The organism is Paractinoplanes globisporus DSM 43857 (genome assembly GCF_000379645.1).
GTDB lineage: Bacteria > Actinomycetota > Actinomycetes > Mycobacteriales > Micromonosporaceae > Actinoplanes > Actinoplanes globisporus.
The window spans coordinates 341,479-363,807 of record NZ_KB903328.1 but is presented as its reverse complement, the minus strand read 5'-3'; the positions used below and the strand labels follow the sequence as shown (position 1 = coordinate 363,807).

Genomic DNA, 22,329 nt, shown 5'->3' with positions numbered 1-22,329 from the left:
CATGAAACCCGTGGACCTCGCCCCATTGCCGTCCGTCACGCAGGCGTTGGCCTCACATGCGCGGGCGTACGACGAGAGCGGCGCGTTCCCGCGTGCCGGGCTGGAGATCGTCCACGAGGCGGGTCTGCTCACCGCCACGGTCGGCACGTCGCACGGCGGCCCGGGAGCCGGGGTGGCCGACCTGACCCGCATCCTGCTCGCCCTCGGCCGCGGGGACCCGTCGGTCGCGCTGATCGCCTCGATGACGCAGCTCCCGCATCTGCTGCAGGCGCACCGGCCGGCCTGGCCGGCGGCGCTCTACGAGCGGGTGCTCGCCGAGTCGGCCGTGTCCCGGACCCTGCTGAACACGCTGCGCGTGGAACCGGACCTGGGTTCTCCGAGCCGGGGCGGATTGCCGGCCACCACGGCCCGGCGTACGGCGGAAGGGTGGACGATCGACGGGCACAAGCGCTTCGTGACCGGGGCGGCCGGCCTCGCGTACCTCCTGGTCTTCGCGACCACCGACGAGCCGTCACCTAGGGTCGGTAATTTCGTGGTCCCGGCCGATGCCGCGGGCGTCAAGATCGTGCCCACGTGGAACCAGCTGGGCCTGCGCGCCAGCGGCAGCCACGACGTGATCCTCACCGGCGTCACGGTCCCGGCCGGCGACGTCGTCGATCTCGGGCCGCCCGGCGGCGACCCGCTCGCCGGGGCCGCCCTGCACGTGCCGCCGGCCGCCATCTACCTCGGTGTCGGGCGGGCCGCCCAGGAGCATTTCCACCGCTTCGCCCGCGAGCGCGTGCCGTCCAACCTGGGCCGGCCGGTCGCCGAGACCGACCGGTTCCGCGCGGCGGCCGGCGAGATCGAGGTCCTGCTGTCCACGGCCGAGCGTCTGCTCCTGGACGCCGCCACCCGCTTCGACGCCGGGCTGGCCGTCCCCGACGCGCTCTCCGCCCGGATCATCGCCAACCGGCACGCCGTCGCCGCCGTCACCCTCGCCACCCGGCTGCTCGGCAACCCCGGGCTGAGCCGCGACAACCCGCTCGAGCGCCATTTCCGGGACGTGCAGTCGGCCCTGGTGCACGCGCCGCAGGAGGATGTCGCCTTGATCGCGATCGGCAAAGACGCTTTGATGCGCGGATGACCCACGCCTGGCGCATCGAGGACCGTGAGTACCGCCGGCAGGAGGGGCGTCGCGGCCGGCGACACGCGTACACCCGGCTCGCCCCCGCCCGGACGGCGCTGATCGTGGTCGACATGGTGCCGTTCTTCGCACGGAGAACGCCTACGTCCGCGCGATCGTGCCGAACATCGCCACGATCGCCACCGCGCTGCGGAACGCCGGCGGGCTCGTCGTGTGGGTGCTGCCCGGACTCGCCGAGCCGTCCGCGGTGGCCCAGGAGTTCTACGGCCCGGAGCAGGCCGAGGTGTTCCGGCGCAGCGGCGGCGAGGGCTCGCCGCGGTCCCGGCTGTGGCACGAGTTCGAGGTGGACGACGCCGACCTGATCGTGGAGAAGACCGCCACCAGCGCGTTCTTCCCCGGCCGCTCCCCGCTGCCGGAGCTGCTGCCCGGGCGCGGCATCGACACGGTGCTGATCACCGGGACGGTCACCAACGTCTGCTGCGAGGCGTCCGCCCGCGACGCCAGCACCCTCGGCTACCGGGTCGTGATGGTCGCCGACGCGAATGCGGCCCGCCGTGACGAGGACCACAACGCGACGCTGTACACGATCTACCGGACGTACGGCGACGTGCGGCCCACCGCCGAGGTCCTCGATCTGCTTCACTGACCGCCCGAATCGGTGTTGCCAACCGCCACCGCGGCGAGCAACTGTGGGGTTGTGCCCCGGCGGGTTTGTGCCCCGGCATCCGTCACACAGTTGACGAGGAGGCGGCCATGCTCAAGGTGCGAATAGTGGTCGGCGCCGACGGTTCCCCCGGCGCGACAGCCGCGGTCCGGTGGGCCGCCGCCGAGGCGCAGCTCCGCCAGGCGGAGTTGCGGGTGCTCACCGCGTACCATCGCCGAGATCCGGGCCGGCACGGCGACGACGCGGCCAGCGCCGTCGTGCACGAGGCGGTCACGCAGGCCAGGACCATCGCCCCCGGGGTGGAGGTGCGCGGCATCGCCCTGCCCGGCTACGCGGCCCCGATGCTCCTGCACGCCGCCGAGGAGGCCGTGCTCCTGGTCGTCGGCGACCGCCGCCGGGGCAGCCTGCCCGGCCAGCCGCTCGGCTCGGTCGGCAGCCAGGTGGCCACCCACGCGAAGGCGTCGGTCGTCGTGGTCCGCGGCCGCGCCACCGACAACTCGGGCCCGGTGGTGGTCGGTGTGGACGACGGTCCCACCGCGGCGACGATCATCGGCCGCGCCTTCGAGGAGGCCGCGCTGCGCAAGGCCACGTTGCTGGCCGTGACCGCGAAGGCCAACGGCCACGGCACGCCCTCGCCCGCCGCCGAGGCCCTCGGCGCCGAGCTGGACCCCCAGCTCGATCCCTGGCGCGAGAAGTTCCCCATGGTCCAGTGCGACCGCGAGTACGCCTCCGGCCGCCCCGACAAGATCCTGGTCCAGCGCTGCCAGCAGGCCCAGCTGGTCGTGGTCGGCCCCCGCCGCCACGGCTACGAGGGCGTCATGCTGGGCGCTATCGGCTCGGGCCTGCTCCGCCGGGCCGAGTGCCCGGTCCTGATCGCGCGCTAGTCCGGCCGGTAACAAGGCGACGAGATCAGCAGGCGTACGCCCGGCGGCTGGCCGGCGCTCAGCTCGAGCCGATAGGTGTCGCCGGTCGTGGCACCGACCTCGGCCGACGTTCCGGCGGACTCGAGCGTGTACCCGTTGCGCTGCCACTCGCCCCGCACCTTCCCCAGCGTGGCCGCCTCCTGCCCGGCCGGCACCGTAAGCCGGTAGATCCCCTGCACGTAGAACATGTCGTCCGGGTCCGAGATCCCCCGCCCGTTGTCCCGCGGACACCCGGTGACGTTGGCCGCCGACTCACTGAACACGGCGATCCCGGAGGCGGCGAGGGTGATGCCCGCGTAGTTCTCGACCTTCGTGGTCGCGTCCTTCTGCGACATGGCCGGCAGATCGTCGCCGCCCCCGCACCCGGCCAGCACCATCGGCACGACGAGCAGGGCAAGCCACCGCACACGGGTCATCGCCCCAGCATCGACGCCTCCCCTGCCCACCGCCTCGCCCGCGCGAGATGACTAGCGCTCCAGTTCGGCACGCACCCTTTCCCAGAACACCAGCCGTTCCTTGTCCTCGGTGGGGCCGGCACGTCCCAGGCTCGCGGCGAGAACCCGCGCGACGGTGTCACCCGCCTCGACCGGTCCGGCCAGCGCTCCGGTGACGGCGCGGTGCACGAACGGCAAGTTGCTCGGGAGGGCGTGATACATCGCCTCGTAGAGCGGGCCGTCCGACACGCGCAAGGCAGCGAAGTCCTCATCCTTGGGTGCGACGCGGAAGCGCTCCGCGGCGCCGAAGGCGAAAGCACGTTCCAGCGCGGCGCTGATGATCCGCATTGCGGTCTCGGGCAAGACGCTGACGTCGCCGAGCGAGCGGGCACAGAAGGCGAGCAGAGCGTCCCGGTCCCCCGGCGGGGAGCCTGCGATCTCATCGAGCGCGAGGCGCAGCACGACCTCGGCGCCGTCCTCCACGTTCCGGTCGATGAGCTGCAGGGACAGCCGGGCGACGACCTCCCACTCGTTGTTCCGCACGTGCGCGGCCAGCGCCGCCCACACGCCCTCCGGCGTCCTCGCACTCCGAACCAGGTACTCCGCACCGAAGTACTCGAGAAACGTGCGGTGCGTGAACCCGAAGACCGGCTCGATCGCGGTCGACCCCACGTCGGTGAGGATCCAGGCCCGCCCGGCGCAGTAGTCCAGGAACTCGCCGGCCGCCTCCGCCGCGCTGTCGTCGTCGAAACCCTTCTCGATCAGGTACGACTGGAGGATCCGCAGAACCTCGCGCAGCGGCCGCTCCGGAGCCTGGTGCCCGGTGAGCAGGTGCCAGGCCAAGTACTGCACGGCGCCACGGACCCTGCCCTCGAAGCCCAGCCGCCGGCCGATACCGCGCATCCGGTCCCACCGGTCGAAGACCATGAGAGCGCAGCGTTCGTAGATCTGCCCTCGGTTCCGCGGGATGTAATGATCCGTCGAGTACATCGCGCACAGCACGCTGAGCAGCAGCAGGTTGCCGCGAAGATCCTCGATCGACGCGCTCTCCCGCAGAAACGACTTCGCGAGCCGGTCCTGTTCGGCGGGTGACGACTCGCTCTCCAGGGCAAACCAGCCTTTCACGTACGCCTCGACCCGCTCCCGATCGAACGGCGCCAGAACGAGCGTCCGGAAGAGGCTCTGGTCGAGACCGGCGTCCGCGTAGCCGACCCGCTGAGACGTGGCGACCACCGGCACGAGCGGGTACAGCTGGACGAAGCTCCCGATCAGGTCAGCGACCCGGCGGCGGAGCGCGACGTCGGTCAGCTCGTCGAGGCCGTCCAGAATGATCATTCCCCGGCCGTTGAGGAGCAGGTACTCGATGGTCTCGGGCGCGAGCACGACGTTGTAGGGATCCTTGGCGGAGATCGCCAGGTACTCGGCCAGCGTGCGGCCGCCCGCCTCCAGCGCGTCCGAGAAGTGACGGAGCACGACCAGGAACGGCACGATCATGCCGTCCCGATCGGCCGCGAGGTCATGACACAGCTTCTGAGCGAGCGTCGATTTGCCGGTGCCCGGGTCACCGAGAACGATGTGCCTCGCGCCGGGCTCGGCCAGCGCGCCGGGGGCGATCGTGGCGTCCTCGCGTGCCTCCGGACGGAGCTGCGGCTCGACGTACAACTGCTCCAGCGGGACGCTCCGCGCCTGGCCGAGGTGCGCCATCCGCATGACGGCGTGCAGCCGCGCGACCTGTGACCGCAGCAGCTGCAGTTCGTCGTGCGTCTCGCCAAGGTCGGCGAGGCGGCCCAGGAGCGCGCCGTTGCGAGCGGCCGCGCCCGTGACATGTCGTTGCGCGACGTCCGCCCCGGATACCGGCATGGATTCCCTGCCGGTGGCCTTGATCGCTACCAGCAGTGCGTCGAGAACGACATCGGCCAGGCCGGGCAGGCGATCCTCGGGCCGGCCGCCCGCAAGCCGCAGCCCTTGCCGGATCTGCTCGCGTACGGCCGAGAAATGGTCCGCCCGGAGTCGGGCCGAGACGTATGCCCGGGCAAAAAGGACCTGCCGAGCCACCTGGTCGAAGTCGGGCGAGGCCAGATAGCGAGCCAGGGCCGCCGCCCCTTCGGCGGACAGCCCGCCGATGACTCGGCCGACCGCCTTCGACACGGCCGGTTCCCATTCGGTCGCCACGGCAGCACCTTCCCATGGGGCGCGAGAGCGGTGCCACCCTCCCGCATCGAGGAAAAGGGATGGAGGTACGCGTCTGCGGGCGACAGAATCGCCGATTGTGCGCGACTGGCCTGCGGGCGTAACCGAGACGGACCTGGTCACGGCCTTGAAGTCGGGCTGGGACATCGAAGCGGGCGAGATCCGCTACCTGCCGGTGGGTGCCGGCGGCTATCACTGGTCCGCCGACGGCCGGTGGTTCCTCACGGTCACGGATGCCCGATTCGGCCCGCTGGAGCGGGCGCTGCGGACCGCCCGGGCGCTGCGCGACGCCGGGCTCACCTTCGTCCTGGCCGCGGTGCCGGCCGTGGACGGGTCGCCGCTGCGGCCGCTCGGGGTGCGGCACAACCTGTCGCTGTTTCCGCTGGTCGACGGCGAGTCGGGGGACTTCGGGCCGCACTCCGCCGACCGGGCCGCCGTGGTCGACCTGATCGCCGCCCTGCACCGGGCCACCCCGGCCGCCGACGGGCTCGCGCCGCCGGTCGACCTGCGGCTGCCCGGCCTCGACGAGCTGAACGCGGCTCTTGACGACCTCGGCACTCCCTGGACGTCCGGGCCCTATGCCGAGGCGGCCCGCGCCCTCCTGGCCGCCCAGGCCGTCGCGATCGGGCGGCGGCTGGCCGGGCTGGAGCGGCTGGCGGCCGAGATCGGTGGCGGGCCGCTGGTGGTGACCCACGGCGAGCCTCATCCGGCGAACATCCTGCGCACCCCGGGCGGGCCGCTGCTCATCGACTGGGACACGGTCCGGATCGGGCCGCCCGAGCGCGACCTGTGGCACCTGACCGCCGATCCGTTCGCCGAGACCTCGCCGGACGACGAGGCGATGATCCGGTACGCCGCAGCGACCGGCCACCGGGTCTCGTCCGCCGCCCTGGAGTTCTACCGCCGCATGTGGGAGCTCGACGACATCGCGGCCTACCTGTCCTACCTTCGCCGCCCGCACACGCCGGGCGGCGACGCCGCGGACGCTCTCAGCGAACTGCGCGGCTATCTGGAGTAGCGGCCCGGTCGATCACGTGGCGGCGCAGGGCCTGGGCGGCCGGCGACAGCGGACGGTCCCGGCGGTGGATCACGGCGATCGGCGGGTGCGGGATCGCCGGGTGCGGTTTGTGGATGTCGATCGCCGGGCCGGGGCGGGTCGCGGCCGACTCGGCCAGGAGGGCCACGCCGAGGCCGGCCGAGACCAGGTCGCGGATCGCGGCGGCGCTGTGGGTCTCGAACGGGATGCGCGGGGTGAAGCCGGCCGCCGAAGCCGCCGCGACCAGGATGCCGTGCAGGCCGCTGCCGGTGGGCAGGCAGATGAAGGGCTCGTCGCGCAGCGCGGCCAGCGACGTGGCCGAGCGGTGGCCGGGCGGGAGGGCCAGCACCAGGTGCTCGTCGGCGATGCGGCGGGCGGTGAAGCGGGGCGGCAGGTCGTCGTGGCGGGGGCCGATCACCAGATCGGTCTCGCCGGCGTCGAGCGCCGCGACCAGGGTGGCGATCAGGCCGGAGCGCAGCGACAGGTCGACCCCGGGATAGAGGGAGTGGAAGCCGGCGAGGGCCGCGGGCAGGGAGAGGTGCCCGAGCACGGCGGTGGCGCCCACGGTGACGCGGCCGCGCAGGACCGAGGTGAGCTCGGTCAGGTCCGTCCGGGCGCCGGCCACTTCGGACTGGATGCGGTCGTACCGGGCCAGCAGCAGCGAACCGGCCTCGGTCAGCGTCACGCGGCGGGTGGTGCGGGCGAAGAGCGCCACGCCCAGCTCGGCCTCCAGCGCGCGCACCTGGGCGGAGACGGCCGACTGGGCCAGTCTCAGGTGTTCGGCGGCCCTCGTGAAGCCGCCCTGGCGGGCCACCGCGGCGAACGTGTCCAGCTGGCGCAATTCCATGGATTCATCGTGCGCCACGCTGAATGCGTACGCGAAATTGTTTTGGACCCTGCCGCCCGCCGCGGCGAGGCTGGGATTCATGGAGCGACGGAATCTTGGTGGTTTGGCGTGCTCGGCGATCGGGTTCGGGTGCATGGGGCTGTCGCAGGCCTACGGGCCGGCCGACGACGACGCGTCGGTGGCGGCGATCCGCGCGGCGATCGACGCGGGCGTGACGCTGCTGGACACGGCGATGAGCTACGGCGGTGGGCACAACGAGCGGCTCGTCGGCCGCGCGATCGAGGGGCGCCGCGACGAGGTCACGCTGGCGACGAAGTTCGGCATCGTGCGGGGCGATGAGGGGGTACGCCTGGACGCCCACCCCGATCGGGTGGCCGGCTACTGCGACGCCTCGCTGAAGCGGCTCGGTGTGGACGTGATCGATCTGTATTACCTGCACAGGGTCGATCCGTCGGTCCCGCTCGCCGACACGATCGGCGCAATGGCCTTACTCGTCGATTCCGGAAAGGTTCGGTTCATCGGACTGTCTGAGGTCAGTCCTGAGCAGATCGCCGAGGCGGCGGCCGTGCATCCGATCGCGGCGGTCGAGTTCGAGTGGTCGCTGTCGTGGCGGGAGCCGGAGGACGACGTGGTGCCGGCGGCGCGCACGGCCGGGGCGGGGCTGGTGCCCTACAGCCCGCTCGGCCGGGGCCTCCTCACCGGCAAGCTGCCGGCCGGGCCGTTCGAGGCCGGCGACTTCCGGGCGGCGGACGGCCGGTTCGCCGGCGAGGCGCTCGACCGCAACCTCACCCTGGTCGCCGAGCTGACCCGCATCGCCCGCCGGCTCGGGGTGACCACGGGGCAGCTCGCGCTCGCCTGGCTGCTGGCACAGGGCCCAGAGGTGGTGCCGATCCCGGGCACTCGCAACAGCGCCCGGGTGACGGAGAATGCGGCGGCCGCGGACATCGTGCTCTCTCCCGCCGATCTGGCCGCGCTCGAGGCCGCCGCGCCCCGGGAGGCGTGGACCGGTGACCGCCGCTCGTTCGCGGCCCACGGCACGGCCAGGACAGCTACCTAGTCCCGGAACTGCACATGCTCGAACGGGATCGACTTGTAGGCCAGGGTGACACCGGCCGCGGCCAGCACGAGCGGGCCGGTCACCCAGAGCCACAACGGATTCTCGGCGCCGTCGACGGCGAGCACGATGACGACCTGCACGGCCGCGATGAGACAAACCACCGATGTGTACGCATAGACGCGCGCCCGGAATCGGCGGAGCGCCGGGCCTCGTTGGGGCGCACGAACGCCGAGTTTCTCCGCCATCTGCGCCCTCCCGCGATCACCAGGCGAGCGGAGATTACTGCACTAGATCAACGAAGGTCCATAGGCTTCTCACAGCCGGCCTTCGGAAGGCCGGCCGGGCGGGCGGCCGGCGGAAGGCCGCCGGTTCACGGGGCGATGCCGCGGCGGCTGAGCACCTCGAGGCGGTCGGCCGCGTAGCCGACCATCCAATGCGGGCTCAGCCGGTACATGCGGACGTCCTCACCCCAGCTCAGCGGCGAGCTGTCGTAATGGTTCGTCCAATGCTCGAGGGTCTCTTTCCAGTCGTCGTCGCCGGGCAGCATCTGCTCGGCCCGCCCGTGGCTGAACACGGCCAGCTCCTCGCCGTCGATGTGCGCGACGCTGACGGCCGGGCGGGTTTCGAGGTGCCGGGCCTTGGCGGCCGTGCCCGAGGTGCTGAAGGTCCAGGTGGCGTGGAGGAAGTGGCCGTCCAGCGCGCTGATCCGCGGCTCGCCGCGGGCCGTCACGGTGGCGACGCTGAGCACCTTCATGCCGGTGAGCAGCCCGGCCAGATCCTCCGCGGTGAGGGTCCGCCCGGCGTGCACGATGTTGCGCAGATGGCTGGTGGCCCCCGCATGCGACCGATCAAGCAGAAGCTGCAGCGCGGCGATCTCTTCGGCGTTCTCCAGCATGACCACAACGTAGTCCCGCGGCCGCAACCGGTCACCGCCCTCCCGTCCCGAAGCGCCCAACGAACGCCCAGACGAGCCGACCGGTCACGGCCTCACCCGGCGTCGTCGAGCAGACCGCGCAGGACGCCCCGTACGGTCACCGCGAAGAGATCGCGCCGTGCGGCCGGCGCCGGCGGCGCGGTCAGCGCAGCGACCAGGTCCGGGAACGCGGCCAGGTCGATCCCGTCGAAGCCGGGCGGCGGGCCGGCCGACTCGCTGCGCGCGAACAGCGACACCACACCGGTCATCATCGCGATCGCCTCGAACTTGGCGGTGGCCGGTGCGGGCACCGGCCGCAGAACCGCCAGGCAATGGTCGAACCAGGCCAGGCTGTTCGGGCCGAGAGCAGCCGGCCGGGCCAGGATCTCCACCAGCCACGGGTGCGCGCGGTACAGGTCCAGCTGCCGGCGGGCGATCACCAGCATGGCGTCCGGCCAGTCGCCGGTGACGTCCGGGTACGGGCGCAACTCCCCCGCCGCCCGGTCGGCCATCAGGTCGAGCAGGTCGTCGCGGGAGGACAGGTAGCGGTAGAGCGAGCCGGCGCCGGTGTCGAGCGCGGCGGCGACCGCCCGCATGGAGACGGCACCGATGCCACCGGCGTCGGCCATGGCGATCGCCGCGTCCACGATCTCGTCCCGGGACTGCGACGGCGCCGGGCCACGCATCCCGCGGGCCGGACGGGTGAGATGGACCAGGACTGGACCGTGCAACGGGTGCCGGCGGCCGACGGCGCCGAGATCGTGCTCCACTCCACCGGCACCGGGCCGGGCATCGTCGTCGTGCACGGCGGCGGGGTCACCATCGAGATGTACCGGCGCCTTGCCGTCCGGCTGGCCGGCCCTTTCACCGTGCACCTCTACAACCGCCGCGGGCGGGCCGGCGCGGCCGCCCGCGCCGAGCCCTACGACGGCGAGCAGGACATCGGCGACCTCGCGGCGCTGCTGGCCCACACCGGAGCCCGCAACGTGATCGGCCACAGCGGTGGCGGTTTCATCGCCCTGCGCGCCGCCGCGCGCGGGCTGCCGATCGGCCGGCTCGCCCTCTACGACCCGGCGGTCCAGGTCGACGGGCTGACCCCGGCCGGGTGGCTGCCGGCCGCGCAGGAGGCGGCCCGCGCCGGCGACATCGCCCGCGCCCTGGCACTCACCAGCGCCGGCATCAACACCCAGTCGGCCGCGTCGCGCCTGCCGCTGGGCCTGCAGGTCGCCCTCTGCCGGCTGTTCCTCCGGACGCCCATCGGCCGCACGATGGGTGACCTGCTGCCGAGCACGCTCGACGAGACCGCGCTGATCCATCGCCACGACGGCCCGCCGGAGCAGTGGGCCGGCGTCGGCGCCGAGGTGCTGCTGGCCTGCGGCGCCGACGGACCGCCCTACTACCCGCCGACCATCGAGGCCCTGGCCCGGGTGATGCCGCGTGCTCGCACCCTGGTGGTGCCGCGCGCGGGACACGACGCCCTCAACCGTGCCCCGCACCACCTCGTCGACGCGCTCGCCGAGTTTTTCGCCGGCGCGTGACTCAGGAAGGCAGCACCCAGTCCCGCACCTCCGGCATGTCCTCCAGGTGCTCGACCACGTACGACTCGTGGCGGGCCAGTTGGGACTCGCACCAGGCCTTGAGGTCGGCGGCTCCCCGGGGCAGGCGCTTGGCGTTGTTGATGGCGTCCATGACCAGGTGGTAGCGCGAGGCCTTGTTGCGGACCGTCATGTCGAACGGGGTCGTGGTGGTGCCCTGCTCGATGAAGCCGCGGACGCGGAAGCGGTCGGCGTCGGGCCGGCCGTGCACCAGCTGGTGGATCGCGCCGGGGTAGCCGTGGAAGGCGAAGACCACGTCGACCGTGTCGGTGAACAGCTCGGTGAACAGGGTGTCGTTCATGCCGTGCGGGTGGTCCTTGGGGCGGATCAGCGTCATCAGGTCGACGACGTTGACCACGCGGACCTTGAAGCCGGGTAGCCGGTCGCGCAGCAGCTGAGCGGCCGCGACCGTTTCCATCGTGACGATGTCGCCGGCCGACGCCAGCACGATGTCGGGATCGGTGCTGCCGTCGTCGGTGCCGGCCCACTCCCAGATACCGGCGCCGCGCGAGCAGTGCTCGATCGCCTGGTCCATCGTGAGGTACTGCAGCTGGGGCTGTTTGTCCTGCACGATCAGGTTGACGTAGGAGCGCGACCGGAAGCAGTGGTCGGCCACCGACAGCAGGCAGTTCGCGTCCGGCGGGAGGTAGACGCGGGCGACCGGGCCGCGCTGGTTGAGCACCACCTGGATGAGGCCGGGGCCCTGGTGGGAGAAGCCGTTGTGGTCGTTGCGCCAGGCGGTGGAGGTCAGCAGGATGTTGAGGCTGGGCACCTTCGCCCGCCACGCGAGATTGTTCGCCTCCTGCAGCCACTTACCGTGCTGGACCGTCTGTGAGGCGCTGACCATGGCGAACGCCTCGTACGTGGCGAACAGCCCGTGCCGGCCGGTCAGCGTGTACCCCTCGAGCCAGCCGTGGCAGTTGTGCTCGCTCAGCACCTCCATGACGCGGCCGTCGGGGCCGATCTTGACGTCGCCGGGGACGGTCGGTTCCATGAAGGCGCGGTCGGAGGCCTCGAAGACGGCGCCGAGCCGGTTGCTGTTGGTCTCGTCGGGGCAGAACAGGCGGAACCGGTCGGGGCTGGAGCGGTAGATGTCGCGCATGAGCTCGCCCAGCTTGCGGGTCGACTCGGCGCGCTCGGTGCCGGGCGACTTGACCTCGATCTGGTAGTCGCGGAAGTCGGCCAGGTCGAGGTCCTGCGTGACGAGGCCGCCGTTCGCGTGCGGCGACGCGCTCATCCGCAGATCGCCCCGGGGCGCCTGCGCGCGGATCAGCTCGACCGGTGCGCCTTCGTCATCGAAAAGCTCCTCCGGCCGGTACGACTTGAGCCAGCGCTCCAGCATCGCGAGGTGCTCGGGGTTGTCGCGCACGCCGGACAGCGGCACCTGGTGCGCCCGCCACGTGCCCTCGACCACGACCCCGTCGACCTCGTGCGGCCCGGTCCACCCCTTCGGGCTGCGCAGCACGATCATCGGCCAGGGCTCGTCGGCGCCCTCCTTCTTGGCCTGGATCCGCCGGTACGCCTCGGCGAGCGCGGCGGCGAAGCGGTGGTGCATGCCGGGCAGGTCGTGGCCCTCGACCTCGATGACGTGGTACCCGTGGCCCTGCAGGAGAGAGCGGACCAGCGCCGGGTCCTTCCGGCCGAGCACGGTCGGGCCGGAGATCTTGGCGTCGTTGAGGTGCAGGATCGGCAGGACCGCGCCGTCGCGGGCCGGGTTGAGGAAGGAGATGCCCTTCCACGAGCCCTCGAGCGGGCCGGTCTCGGCCTCGCCGTCGCCGACCACCGCGATCGCGAGCAGGCCGGGGTTGTCCATGACCGCGCCGAAGGCGTGGACCAGCACGTACCCGAGCTCGCCGCCCTCGTGGATCGAGCCGGGCGTGGTCACCGACACGTGGCTGGGAATGCCGCCGGGGCTGGAGAACTGGCGGAACAGGTGCTTCATCCCCGCCTCGTCCAGCGTGGCCCGGGGGTAGATGTCGGTGTAGGTGCCTTCGAGGTAGCCGGCGGCGACCAGGGCCGGGCCGCCGTGTCCGGGGCCGGCCAGGTAGATGGCCTCCTGCCCGGTGTGGCGGATGAGCCGGGACACGTGCGCGTAGACGAAGGACAGTCCCGGGCTGGTGCCCCAGTGACCGAGCAGCCGCGGTTTGATGTGCTCGGCGGTGAGCGGCTCGCGCAGCAGCGGGTTGGCCTGCAGGTAGATCTGACCGATGGTCAGGTAGTTCGCGGCGCGCCACCAGGCGTCGAGCCTCTCCAGGTCGGCCTGGTCGGGCTCGGCGAGAGTGCGGGCGAGATCGGGACTCACGGCGATGTCCTTTCGCGGTTCGTCGGCTAGGACCAACCTAAGGTGCCCAGGTACCGGCGGTGTAAGAGTCTTTTGACCCTGTGGATAACTTGAACCGTCGTGCTTCCGTTTCCGTGTCACCGGGCGTGCAACGGTTCTTCGCCCGCCCCGCCATCGCCCGTTTCCTGAACGTTCTCGCCGGATTCATCGTCTTCGCCGCGCTGATCTTCCCGAACGTGATCGAGCGCCTGACGCCGACCGGTTTCCTGCGGATCCCGGTCGAGGGCGCGTTCCTGATAGCCCTGCTGCTCGTCCCGCCGAGGCCGCGCCGGATCGCCGGCATCGTGTCCGGCGTCGTCCTCGGTCTGCTGGTCATCGAGAAGTGCCTGGACATGGGTTTCTTCGCGGAGCTGAACCGGCCGTTCGACCCGGTGCTGGACTGGGTGCTGTTCGACGACGCCTACCACTTCGTCGTCGACTCGTACGGCCGGGCGGCGGCCATCGGCGCGATCGTGGCGATCCTCGCGCTGGTCGCAGGCATCCTCGCGCTGACCACCTGGGCGGTGCTGCGGATCGGCGGCTTGATCGGCCGCAACCAGCGCCGCTCGCTGATCGCGGCCGGCGGCATCGCGGTGGCCTGGGCGGCGACGTTCGCCCTCGGCGCCTCGATCACGGGCGCCGTTCCCGTTGCGGCGCGCAGCACGGCGACGTACGCGTGGGATCGGGCTCACCAGGCGCGGGCCGGGCTGCGCGACGAGGCCGAGTTCGCCAAGGAGGTCAAGCAGGACGCGTTCGCGAACGTGCCCGCCGACCAGATGCTCACCGCGCTCAAGGGCAAGGACGTCATCTTCACGTTCGTGGAGAGCTACGGGCGCAGCGCGATCGAGCACCCCGCCCTGGCCCCGATGATCGACCCGGTCCTCGACAAGCTCACCGCGCAGCTGAACGCCGCCGGCTACAACGAGCGCAGCGGCTGGCTGGCCTCGCCGACCTTCGGCGGCGGCAGCTGGCTCGCCCACTCCACCTTCGAGTCCGGCCTGTGGATCAACAACCAGCAGCGGTACCGGAACCTGGTGTCGAGCAACCGGCTGACCCTGACCCGGGCATTCCACAACCAGGATTTCCGTACGGTGAGTGTCATGCCCGGGGCGACCGCCGCCTGGCCGGAGGGCGCCTTCTACGGCTACGACCAGGTGTGGGACTCGCGGAATCTCGGCTACCAGGGCCCGAAGTTCAGCTGGGCGCCGATGCCCGACCAGTACACGCTCAAGCAGCTGAACACCATCGAGTACAAGAAGCCGGACCGCAAGAACCTGATGATCGAGATGCCGCTGGTCTCCAGCCACACGCCGTGGGCGCCGATCCCGGACTATCTCGACGACTGGGACTCGATCGGCGACGGCTCGATCTACGCTCCGATGGCGGCCGACGGCAAGAAGCCGAAGGCCCTGTGGGCGGACCCCAAACAGGTCCGTCCGGAGTACGGTAAATCGATCGTGTACTCGGTGACCTCGCTGGTGAACTGGATCACGAAGTACGGGGACGACAACCTGGTGATGGTCTTCCTGGGCGACCACCAGCCGTCGCCGATCGCCTCGGGCGCCGGCGCGAGCCACGACGTCCCGATCACGATCGTGAGCAAGGACAAGGCGGTCATGGAGCACATCGCCGACTGGCAGTGGGCGGAGGGGCTGCGGCCCCACGGGGATACGCCGGAGTGGCCGATGAACGCGTTCCGCGATCGGTTCTTCACGGCGTTCGGCACGAAGGCGGCGGCGTCCTGAAGCTCTATCTCGACTGCGACACCGGGGTCGACGACGCCCTGGCCATCGCCTATCTCCTCGCCACCCCGTCCGTTTCCCTGCTGGGCATCGGGACCTGCAACGGGAACACGTCCGCCGTTCAGGCCGCCCGCAACACCCTCGGCCTGCTGGATTTGTCGCATGTTCCGGACATTCCGGTTGCGATCGGCGAGGGGGAGATCCGGCGCGGAGCGGCGGAGGTTCACGGGGACAACGGTGTGGGCGGCGTGGCGCTGCCCCACGGCGGCGAACCCGATCCCCGGACGGCGACCCAGCTGCTGCGGGATCTCGTGCGGGACAATCCGGGCGAGCTGCACATCCTCGCCACCGGGCCGTGCACGAACCTCGCGACGGCCTTGACCGAGATGCCCGAGATTTCGGGACTTGTCGCCGGCGTGACCGTCATGGGCGGCGCCGTCCGCGCGCCCGGCAACGTCACGCCGCGCGCCGAGGCCAACATCCACGACAACCCGGCCGCGGCCGACGCCGTGCTCACCGCGCCCTGGCCGGTCACCCTGGTCCCGCTCGACGTGACCATGCAGCACCGCTGGACCCAGGCCGACCAGGCCGCGTTGCGCGCCGGCGGAACCGCCCTGCACGAGGCGCTCGCCGACATGACCCAGAGCTACTTCGACTGGTACGAGCCCGAGCTCGGCGTCCGCGAGATTCCGCTGCACGATCCGCTGGCCGCCGCCATCGCGGTGGGCGAGCTGACGCCGTCCGACGCCCCGCAGCTGCCGCTGCGGGTCGACCCGGTGGGCGAGGTGCGTGAGGATGCTTCCGCAGTTTCCCGCGTACGCGTGGTGCTCGCGCTCGGTTCGCCGGGCGGCCCGGTCATTCTGCGCCGGCTCCTGACACGGAATCAGTAGCGCTCCCCCTCCCGCGGTGTCGTGATCGTTGGTAGCGTCGCGCCATGCCGACGGATTCCGGAGTCGATCGCGCCCGTTTGTCCCAGCTCGCCGCCCGCGAACGGGCGCTGTTCGCCGACCGGCATCCGCGGTCGGCGGCGGCCTACGCCGGAGCCGGCCACCTGTTCGGCCGGGTTCCGATGACCTGGATGAACAAGACGGCGGGCGGCTTCCCGGTCTATGTGGCCACGGCCCAGGGCGCGCGGGTGACCGACATCGACGGCCACTCGTACGTCGACTTCTGCCTGGGCGACACCGGAGCGATGGCCGGCCACTCCCCGGAGCCGGTGGTGTCGGCCGTGACCCGCCGGCTGGCCGAGCTGGGTGGCGCGAGCACCATGCTGCCCACCGAGGACGCGTCGGCCGTCGGCGCCGAGCTGGCCGCCCGGTTCGGGCTGCCGTACTGGAGCTTCGCCCTGACCGCGACCGACGCCAATCGGTGGGCGATCCGCCTGCTGCGCGCCGTCTCGGGCCGCCCGAAGATCCTGTTCAACAGCTACTGCTACCACGGCTCGGTCGACGAGTCCCTGATCGTGGTGGGACCGGACGGCAACGGCCTCAGCCGCGACGGCAATGTCGGCGCTCCCACCGACGTCACCACGACCAGCCGGGTCGCCGAGTTCAACGATCTCGCGGGCCTCGAGCGCCAGCTGGCACACGGCGACGTCGCCGCCGTCCTGATGGAGCCGGCGCTCACCAACATCGGCATCGTCCTGCCCACGCCCGGCTATCTGGCCGGAGTCCGGGACCTGACCCGCAAGTACGGCACCTACCTGATCAACGACGAGACCCACACATTCTCGGCCGGCCCGGGCGGCGCGACCGCCGCGTGGGGCCTGTCCCCCGACGTCCTGACGATCGGCAAGGCCATCGGCGGCGGCATCCCGGTCGGGGCGTACGGATTGTCGGCCGAGCTGGCCGACTCCCTGCTCGGGCGCGGCGACCTGGACCTGGTCGACATGGGCGGAGTGGGCGGCACCCTGGCCGGCAACCCGGTGTCGATGGCCGCCACCCGCGCCACCCTCACCGAGGTCCTCACCGCCGACGCCTTCGCCACGATGATCTCGACAGCCACCGCCTTCGCCGGCGGCATCCGCAAGCTCATCGAGACCCACAACCTGCCCTGGTCCGTCTCCCAGCTCGGCGCCCGGGTCGAGTACCGCTTCGCCGACCCGGCCCCGCTGAACGGCACCGACTCGGCCGCCTCGGCCGACGCGGAGCTGGAAGACTTCCTCCACCTCTATCTGGCCAACCGCGGCATCCTCCTGACCCCGTTCCACAACATGGCCCTGATGTCCCCGGTGACCACCCTCGACGACGTGGAGCGCCACCACACCGTCTTCGCGGACGCGCTCGCGGAGCTGCTCGCCTGATGGCCCGACGGCCCGTCCGGTTCGGCTGGAACCGGACGGGCCGCCGCTTCGGCACGGTGTGCGTCAGCTCATCTGGTAGGCGCCGATGTTGGCCCAGGCGTCCCAGGTGCCGTTCGGCATGCGCCAGGTGTGGATCAGCATGCCGCTGTTGCCGCGGGCGAACACCTCGGTGGTCTGCGTGTTCGGCTGGTACACCGCCACCGGATCACCGCTGAGTTTCCAGTCGCCGATCCCGCCCCACGCCCCCCACGTGCCGTTCGGGTTGCGCCACGTGTGGATCAGCCGGTCGTCGTTGCCCTTCGCGAACACCTCGGTCGTCTGCGTGTTCGGCTGATAGACCGCGGACGGGGTGCCGTCGATCTCCCAGGTGCCGACCACGTCCCAGCTGCCCCAGGTCCCGTCCGGGTTCCGCCAGGTGTGCACCAGCTCGCCCATGGTGCCGCGCACGAACACCTCGGTGACCTGCAGGTTCGGCTGGTACACGGCGACCGGGTCGCTGGTCACGTGCCATTGTCCGATTCCGCCCCACGCGGCCCACGTGCCGTTCGGGTTGCGCCACGTGTGGATGAGCCGGTGGTCGTTGCCGCGAGCGAACACCTCGATCGCCCCGGTGTTGGGCTGGTAGATCGCGAACGGCTTGCCGTTGAGCTTCCAGTCGCCGATCGAGTCCCAGGCGCCCCAGGTCCCGTTCGGGTTGCGCCACGTGTGCACCAGGGTGCCGTCCACGCCGCGGGCGAACACCTCGGTCACCCCGATGTTCGGCTGGTACACCGCCACCGGGTCCGTGGTGATCTGCCAGGTGCCGATGGCGGCCCACGCCGCCCACGCGCCGCCGGCGGTCTGCCACGTGTGGATCAACCGGCCGTCGTTGCCCTTCGCGAACACCTCGGTGGTCTTCGTGTTGGGCTCGTACACCGGGACCGGGTTCCCGGCCATCTTCCAGTCCCCGATCGTGCGCCACGCCGACCACGAGCCGCTCGTCAACCGGTACGTGTTGAGCAGCTCGCCGTTCAGGCCGCGACCGAACGCCTGGGTGAACGTGGAGTCGTCCTCGTAGACGGCGGCCGGCTCGGAGTGCGCGGCGGGCGGACCGGGTACCGACGGAACCTTGGGTTCCGAGTAGCCGATGATGTCGGCGGCCGACCGCGAGTAGTCGCGGCGGCTGACCGTCGTGTTGTAGATGCCGCCGTCGCCCTGGTTGCCTCCGATCAGGTAGACCCGGTCGTCGGTGGCGCTGGTGACGATGGCGACGTGGTCGATCGGATGGTCGTCGCCGGAGTCGTGGTCCCAGTCGAAGACGATCGCATCGCCCGGCTGGGGCGTGTATCCGCTACCGCGGCTGTGGAACAGGCCACGGTCCTCGCCGTACTTCTTGAACGACTGCGCCCAGCCGTTCAGGCCGCTGATGTCCTCCACTCCGCCGCGGTCCCACGCCCAGCGGGCGAACTCGGCGCACCAGTCCATCCCGCAACTGTCGAAGTAGCCGGGGCTGCACCCTTTGCCGCCGAGCTGGCCGGTGGCCGCGGAGACGATGTTCTGCCGGATGGTGGCCGCCGACGCCGGCGTCGCCATGAATGGCACGGCGAACAGGGCGGCGGCGAACAGAAGAGCCGTCAGCAGCGCGGTGCGCCGCCGAGGTGGGCCGGTTGTTACGGGCATGCGTCCTCCTCGGACAAAAAGGGAATTGGCTGGAACAGAAAGTCAGCTCATCTGGTAGGCGCCGATATTGGCCCAGGCGTCCCACGTGCCGTTCGGCATGCGCCAGGTGTGAATCAGCATGCCGCTGTTACCGCGGGCGAATACCTCGGTGGTCTGCGTGTTCGGCTGATACACCGCCACCGGATCACCGCTCAGTTTCCAGTCGCCGATTGCGCCCCAGTTGCTCCAGGTACCGTTCGGGCTGCGCCAGGCGTGGATCAGCCGATCGTCATTGCCCTTCGCGAACACCTCGGTCGTCTGCGTGTTCGGCTGATAAACCGCGGCGGGCTTGCCGTCGATATCCCATTCACCGACCACATCCCAGGTTCCCCACGTGCCGTTCGGGTTGCGCCAGGTGTGGATGAGCTCGTCTCCACTGCCCCGCGCGAACACCTCGGTGACCTGCGTGTTCGGCTGATACACCGCCACCGGATCGCTGGTCATGTGCCAGGTCCCGATACCGCCCCAGGCACCCCAGGTCCCGTCCGGATTGCGCCAGGTGTGGATCAGCCGATCGTCATTGCCCTTCGCGAACAACTCGGTCGCCCCGGTATTCGGCTCGTACACCGCCGCCGGTTCCCCGTCGATCTGCCACGTGCCGATCGAATCCCACGCATCCCACGTGCCATTCGGATTACGCCAGGTATGCACCAGCGTGCCGTCCATGCCGCGGGCGAAGACCTCGGTGACACCGACATTCGGCTCGTACACCGCGACCGGATCACTCGAAATCTTCCACGAACCGATCGCCGCCCACGCCGACCACGCCCCGCCCGCCGCCTGCCACGTATGAATCAACCGGCCGTCATTGCCCCGGCCGAACACCTCGGTCGTCTTCGAATTCGGCTCGTACACCGGCACCGGATCACCGGCGATCTTCCAATCCCCGATCGTCCGCCACGCCGACCACGAACCATTCGTCAGCCGATACGTATTGATCAGTTCACCGTTCACCCCGCGACCGAACGCCTGGGTGAACGTCGAATCGTCCTCGTAGACCACCCCCGGCCGCGAATGCACGACCGGCGCCACGGGGGTCCACACGGCGGCGGCGATGGCTGTTCCGTCGGCCGTCGCGTCGTAGTACCGCTGGGGAAAGGCCGACACCTGCACGTCCTGGCAGACCTTGCCGATCGCGTCGGTCTTCCAGGAGCCGGCGTCGACGTTGAGCATCTTGTCGATGAACCGGTTGGTGGCGTATTGCGGATTCATGATCTGCTCGGGTGTGCCCCAGCCCTGCGAGGGCCGCTGCTGAAAGAGGCCGAGGCTGTCGCGGTCGCCGTAGTTCAGGTTGCGGATCGTGCTCTCCACGATGGTGGTCGTGATCGCGATCTCGGCGGCGCGCCGCTCGAGCCCGCGTGCACGGATCGCGGCCGCCACGACGCGGGCGCAGGACACCCGATAGGCCGTCATCGCGCCGCGCATCGAGCCGGTCATCTGGTCGTTGAGATCCCGGGCCACCTGCGCGTCGGCGCTGGTGCTTCCCTTCGGGTCGCAGGGTTCGGTGGTCTCGGCCATCGCCGGCCCGGCGAAGGCGGCGACGGAGACCGCCGAACCGAGCAGGGCGAACATCAAGCCCGCCGACAGTCCTCGAAGATGTCGTCGTCTCATGGAGCCTCCTGTAATTCGGCGCCCTTTCGGCGCGGTGAAAAATGGGCGCGCTTCAGCGCACGAGAAAAGCGGGAAGAATGGGCACGGCTCAAAAGCCGTCCGATAGGGAGGGCGCGAGGCGGCCGGGGGGGTCGGCCGGCCCCGCGCCCTGGTAGGTGCGGGCCCTGGGTCAGCTCATCTGATAGGAGCCGATATTGGCCCAGGTGCCCCACGTGCCGTTCGGCATGCGCCAGGTGTGGATCAGCATGCCGCTGTTGCCGCGGGCAAATACCTCGGTGGACTGCGTATTCGGTTGATAGACGGCCACCGGATCACCGCTGAGTTTCCAGTCGCCGATCGCACCCCAAGCGCCCCAGGTGCCGTTCGGATTACGCCAGGTGTGAATCAGCCGGTCGTCAGTGCCCTTGGCGAACACCTCGGTCGTCTGCGTGTTCGGCTGATAAACGGCGGCCGGCTTCCCGTCGATATCCCATTCACCGACCACGTCCCAGGCGCCCCACGTCCCGTTCGGATTACGCCAGGTGTGAATCAACTCGTCTCCGCTGCCCCGGGCGAACACCTCGGCGACCTGCGTATTCGGCTGATACACCGCCACCGGATCACTCGTCAGGTGCCAGGTCCCGATACCGCCCCAGGCACCCCACGTCCCGTCCGGATTACGCCAGGTACGGATCAGCCGGCCATCGTTGCCCTTCGCAAACACCTCGGTCGCTCCGGTGTTCGGCTCATAGACCGCGGCCGGCTCCCCGTCGATCTGCCACGTGCCGATCGAATCCCACGCACCCCAGGTCCCATTCGGATTACGCCAGGTATGCACCAGCGTGCCGTCCAGACCCCGCGCGAAAACCTCGGTCACCCCGGCATTCGGCTCATACACCGCGACCGGATCACTCGAAATCTTCCAGGTGCCGATCCCGGCCCACGCCGACCACGCCCCGCCGGCCGCCTGCCACGTATGAATCAACCGGCCGTCATTACCCCGGCCGAACACCTCGGTCGACTTTGTGTTCGGCTCGTACACCGGCACCGGATCACCGGCGATCTTCCAATCCCCGATCGTCCGCCACGCCGACCACGAACCATTCGTCAGCCGATACGTATTGATGAGATCGCCGTTCACCCCGCGACCGAACGCCTGGGTGAACGTCGAATCGTCCTCGTAGACCACCCCCGGCCGCGAATGCACCACCGGCGCCGCGTTCTCGCGGATCCGGTCGTAGCGGATGGGCGTGTAGAGGGCGGCCGTCTCGGTGCTCCAGGTGCGCCGGGCCGTGCCGACCGACCCGGCCTGCTCCATGACCACGGGCTGCGTCTGCGCGCCGTCCGCCCACCGGACGAACAGCGCCACGTGGTTGCGATCGTCGTCGGGACCGACATACCGCCACAGGGCGTCGCCCGGCCGCAGGTCGGTCCTCGAGATCGTGGTGGCCCGGTCCAGCAGGTTGCTGGTCGCCCACGTGTCGCCGAGCCCGCCGAGGCCCCAGGCCATCGACACGAACCCGGAGCAGTCGGTGCGGTAGTCGCCGTACTGGTTGCGGTAGCACTGGTGCTGGTCGTAGGGCACTCCGCCCACCTCGAGCCAGCTGCTCGCCCGGGCCAGCACCTCGGACCGGGTGGGGCTGAGATCCGCGCCGTTGTCGTCGCAGCGCCACGGATGGGTCACCACCGAGCCGAGCGCCGGCCCGGGCGCGGCGAACGCCGCGGCCGCCATCAACGGCACCGTGACGATGGCGGCAAGGCGGCGCGCCGCCGACCGTCCATTGTGAAGTCGCATGAGTCTCCCGTCGATCCGTCCCCGTCGCCGGTGGGGAGTTCAGATAGATCATCGGGATCGACGCTGACGCGTTCCGCAAGGGACAACTCCCGTACCGATC

At 70.8% G+C, this 22,329-nt stretch carries 19 protein-coding genes and 1 pseudogene; 10 read left to right on the top strand and 10 right to left on the bottom strand.

Annotated features, from left to right (window positions below; genetic code table 11):
• Position 1: 1 nt before the first annotated feature.
• The 3 genes and pseudogenes from A3CQ_RS0138750 to A3CQ_RS0138740 all read left to right on the top strand — a co-directional run bounded on the left by A3CQ_RS0138750 (position 2) and on the right by A3CQ_RS0138740 (position 2,671).
• Positions 2 to 1,123, top strand: coding sequence for an acyl-CoA dehydrogenase family protein (locus A3CQ_RS0138750; protein ID WP_040433794.1), 1,122 nt, complete (start codon positions 2 to 4; stop codon positions 1,121 to 1,123).
• A gap of 151 nt (positions 1,124 to 1,274) precedes the next feature.
• Positions 1,275 to 1,769 (top strand): annotated as a pseudogene (locus A3CQ_RS55600) (isochorismatase family protein); the annotation flags it as partial.
• 107 nt (positions 1,770 to 1,876) lie between these two features.
• Complete coding sequence (locus A3CQ_RS0138740; RefSeq protein ID WP_020516351.1) at positions 1,877 to 2,671, top strand: universal stress protein; 795 nt, start codon at positions 1,877 to 1,879, stop codon at positions 2,669 to 2,671.
• On the opposite strand, the gene A3CQ_RS0138735 is transcribed toward A3CQ_RS0138740, so the two are convergent.
• Both A3CQ_RS0138735 and A3CQ_RS0138730 read right to left on the bottom strand, forming a co-directional pair.
• The gene (locus tag A3CQ_RS0138735; RefSeq protein WP_020516350.1) at positions 2,668 to 3,126 is read right to left on the bottom strand and encodes a hypothetical protein; all 459 of its coding nucleotides are present in this window, start codon (positions 3,124 to 3,126) and stop codon (positions 2,668 to 2,670) included. The genes A3CQ_RS0138740 and A3CQ_RS0138735 overlap by 4 nt on opposite strands.
• 51 nt (positions 3,127 to 3,177) lie before the next feature.
• Positions 3,178 to 5,316: an NACHT domain-containing protein gene (locus A3CQ_RS0138730; RefSeq protein ID WP_020516349.1), complete on the bottom strand. Its 2,139-nt coding sequence runs from the start codon at positions 5,314 to 5,316 to the stop codon at positions 3,178 to 3,180.
• Positions 5,317 to 5,413: 97 nt separating this feature from the next.
• Here A3CQ_RS0138730 and A3CQ_RS0138725 point away from each other — a divergent pair, with 97 nt between their 5' ends.
• Positions 5,414 to 6,352, top strand: a complete 939-nt coding sequence (locus A3CQ_RS0138725) for a phosphotransferase (protein WP_020516348.1) — start codon at positions 5,414 to 5,416, stop codon at positions 6,350 to 6,352.
• Here the strand turns inward: A3CQ_RS0138725 and A3CQ_RS55595 are convergent.
• Positions 6,324 to 7,217: a LysR family transcriptional regulator gene (locus tag A3CQ_RS55595; RefSeq protein WP_020516347.1), complete on the bottom strand. Its 894-nt coding sequence runs from the start codon at positions 7,215 to 7,217 to the stop codon at positions 6,324 to 6,326. The two genes, A3CQ_RS0138725 and A3CQ_RS55595, sit on opposite strands and share 29 nt — an antisense overlap.
• Before the next feature lie 79 nt (positions 7,218 to 7,296).
• On the opposite strand from A3CQ_RS55595, the gene A3CQ_RS0138715 reads away from it, so the two are divergent.
• Complete coding sequence (locus A3CQ_RS0138715) at positions 7,297 to 8,274, top strand: aldo/keto reductase (protein ID WP_040433792.1); 978 nt, start codon at positions 7,297 to 7,299, stop codon at positions 8,272 to 8,274.
• Here the strand turns inward: A3CQ_RS0138715 and A3CQ_RS61345 are convergent.
• From A3CQ_RS61345 to A3CQ_RS0138700, 3 genes are all read right to left on the bottom strand, one after another.
• On the bottom strand, positions 8,271 to 8,414 hold the full coding sequence (locus A3CQ_RS61345; protein ID WP_020516345.1) for a hypothetical protein: 144 nt from the start codon (positions 8,412 to 8,414) through the stop codon (positions 8,271 to 8,273). The two genes, A3CQ_RS0138715 and A3CQ_RS61345, sit on opposite strands and share 4 nt — an antisense overlap.
• 230 nt (positions 8,415 to 8,644) lie before the next feature.
• Entirely contained in the window at positions 8,645 to 9,169 is a 525-nt protein-coding gene (locus A3CQ_RS0138705) for a pyridoxamine 5'-phosphate oxidase family protein (RefSeq protein WP_026206685.1), read from the bottom strand.
• 92 nt (positions 9,170 to 9,261) lie between these two features.
• On the bottom strand, positions 9,262 to 9,873 hold the full coding sequence (locus tag A3CQ_RS0138700) for a TetR/AcrR family transcriptional regulator (protein ID WP_020516343.1): 612 nt from the start codon (positions 9,871 to 9,873) through the stop codon (positions 9,262 to 9,264).
• 21 nt (positions 9,874 to 9,894) lie between these two features.
• Between A3CQ_RS0138700 and A3CQ_RS0138695 the strand changes: the two genes are divergently transcribed.
• Positions 9,895 to 10,725 (top strand): alpha/beta fold hydrolase, encoded by an 831-nt coding sequence (locus tag A3CQ_RS0138695; protein ID WP_020516342.1) that lies wholly within the window; start codon positions 9,895 to 9,897, stop codon positions 10,723 to 10,725.
• A gap of 1 nt (position 10,726) precedes the next feature.
• Here A3CQ_RS0138695 and A3CQ_RS0138690 read toward each other — a convergent pair whose 3' ends face one another.
• The gene (locus tag A3CQ_RS0138690; RefSeq protein WP_020516341.1) at positions 10,727 to 13,084 is read right to left on the bottom strand and encodes a phosphoketolase family protein; all 2,358 of its coding nucleotides are present in this window, start codon (positions 13,082 to 13,084) and stop codon (positions 10,727 to 10,729) included.
• A 125-nt stretch (positions 13,085 to 13,209) separates the two neighbouring features.
• On the opposite strand from A3CQ_RS0138690, the gene A3CQ_RS0138685 reads away from it, so the two are divergent.
• Genes A3CQ_RS0138685 through A3CQ_RS0138675 form a run of 3 tightly spaced genes read left to right on the top strand, consistent with a single transcriptional unit; the run spans position 13,210 to position 17,146 of the window.
• Positions 13,210 to 14,847, top strand: a complete 1,638-nt coding sequence (locus A3CQ_RS0138685) for a sulfatase-like hydrolase/transferase (protein ID WP_245577537.1) — start codon at positions 13,210 to 13,212, stop codon at positions 14,845 to 14,847.
• The gene (locus A3CQ_RS0138680) at positions 14,781 to 15,734 is read left to right on the top strand and encodes a nucleoside hydrolase (protein ID WP_020516339.1); all 954 of its coding nucleotides are present in this window, start codon (positions 14,781 to 14,783) and stop codon (positions 15,732 to 15,734) included. Before A3CQ_RS0138685 ends, A3CQ_RS0138680 begins: the two co-directional genes overlap by 67 nt.
• 44 nt (positions 15,735 to 15,778) lie before the next feature.
• Positions 15,779 to 17,146 carry a transaminase gene (locus tag A3CQ_RS0138675; protein WP_020516338.1) on the top strand — a complete coding sequence of 456 codons (1,368 nt, stop codon included), beginning with the start codon at positions 15,779 to 15,781 and terminating at the stop codon, positions 17,144 to 17,146.
• A 63-nt stretch (positions 17,147 to 17,209) separates the two neighbouring features.
• On the opposite strand, the gene A3CQ_RS0138670 is transcribed toward A3CQ_RS0138675, so the two are convergent.
• From A3CQ_RS0138670 to A3CQ_RS0138660, 3 genes are all read right to left on the bottom strand, one after another.
• Positions 17,210 to 18,805: a DUF8189 domain-containing protein gene (locus tag A3CQ_RS0138670; protein WP_020516337.1), complete on the bottom strand. Its 1,596-nt coding sequence runs from the start codon at positions 18,803 to 18,805 to the stop codon at positions 17,210 to 17,212.
• A gap of 42 nt (positions 18,806 to 18,847) precedes the next feature.
• Positions 18,848 to 20,416, bottom strand: coding sequence for a PLL family lectin (locus A3CQ_RS58145; protein ID WP_020516336.1), 1,569 nt, complete (start codon positions 20,414 to 20,416; stop codon positions 18,848 to 18,850).
• Between the two features lie 208 nt (positions 20,417 to 20,624).
• The gene (locus tag A3CQ_RS0138660; protein WP_245577536.1) at positions 20,625 to 21,944 is read right to left on the bottom strand and encodes a DUF8189 domain-containing protein; all 1,320 of its coding nucleotides are present in this window, start codon (positions 21,942 to 21,944) and stop codon (positions 20,625 to 20,627) included.
• 124 nt (positions 21,945 to 22,068) lie between these two features.
• On the opposite strand from A3CQ_RS0138660, the gene A3CQ_RS63310 reads away from it, so the two are divergent.
• Positions 22,069 to 22,221 (top strand): hypothetical protein, encoded by a 153-nt coding sequence (locus A3CQ_RS63310; RefSeq protein ID WP_245577535.1) that lies wholly within the window; start codon positions 22,069 to 22,071, stop codon positions 22,219 to 22,221.
• The last annotated feature ends 108 nt before the right edge of the window (positions 22,222 to 22,329 follow it).

Bases quoted from the DNA above. Each gene is read 5' to 3' on its own strand.
- A3CQ_RS55595 (WP_020516347.1), bottom strand. From the start codon at position 7,217: ATGGAATTGCGCCAGCTGGACACGTTCGCCGCGGTGGCCCGCCAGGGC.
- A3CQ_RS58145 (WP_020516336.1), bottom strand. From the start codon at position 20,416: ATGTTCGCCCTGCTCGGTTCGGCGGTCTCCGTCGCCGCCTTCGCCGGG.
- A3CQ_RS0138660 (WP_245577536.1), bottom strand. From the start codon at position 21,944: ATGGCCTGGGGCCTCGGCGGGCTCGGCGACACGTGGGCGACCAGCAAC.
- A3CQ_RS0138705 (WP_026206685.1), bottom strand. From the start codon at position 9,169: ATGCTGGAGAACGCCGAAGAGATCGCCGCGCTGCAGCTTCTGCTTGAT.
- A3CQ_RS0138750 (WP_040433794.1), top strand. From the start codon at position 2: ATGAAACCCGTGGACCTCGCCCCATTGCCGTCCGTCACGCAGGCGTTG.
- A3CQ_RS0138700 (WP_020516343.1), bottom strand. From the start codon at position 9,873: ATGCGTGGCCCGGCGCCGTCGCAGTCCCGGGACGAGATCGTGGACGCG.
- A3CQ_RS0138695 (WP_020516342.1), top strand. From the start codon at position 9,895: ATGGACCAGGACTGGACCGTGCAACGGGTGCCGGCGGCCGACGGCGCC.
- A3CQ_RS0138735 (WP_020516350.1), bottom strand. From the start codon at position 3,126: ATGACCCGTGTGCGGTGGCTTGCCCTGCTCGTCGTGCCGATGGTGCTG.
- A3CQ_RS0138740 (WP_020516351.1), top strand. From the start codon at position 1,877: ATGCTCAAGGTGCGAATAGTGGTCGGCGCCGACGGTTCCCCCGGCGCG.
- A3CQ_RS0138715 (WP_040433792.1), top strand. From the start codon at position 7,297: ATGGAGCGACGGAATCTTGGTGGTTTGGCGTGCTCGGCGATCGGGTTC.
- A3CQ_RS0138675 (WP_020516338.1), top strand. From the start codon at position 15,779: ATGCCGACGGATTCCGGAGTCGATCGCGCCCGTTTGTCCCAGCTCGCC.
- A3CQ_RS0138670 (WP_020516337.1), bottom strand. From the start codon at position 18,805: ATGCCCGTAACAACCGGCCCACCTCGGCGGCGCACCGCGCTGCTGACG.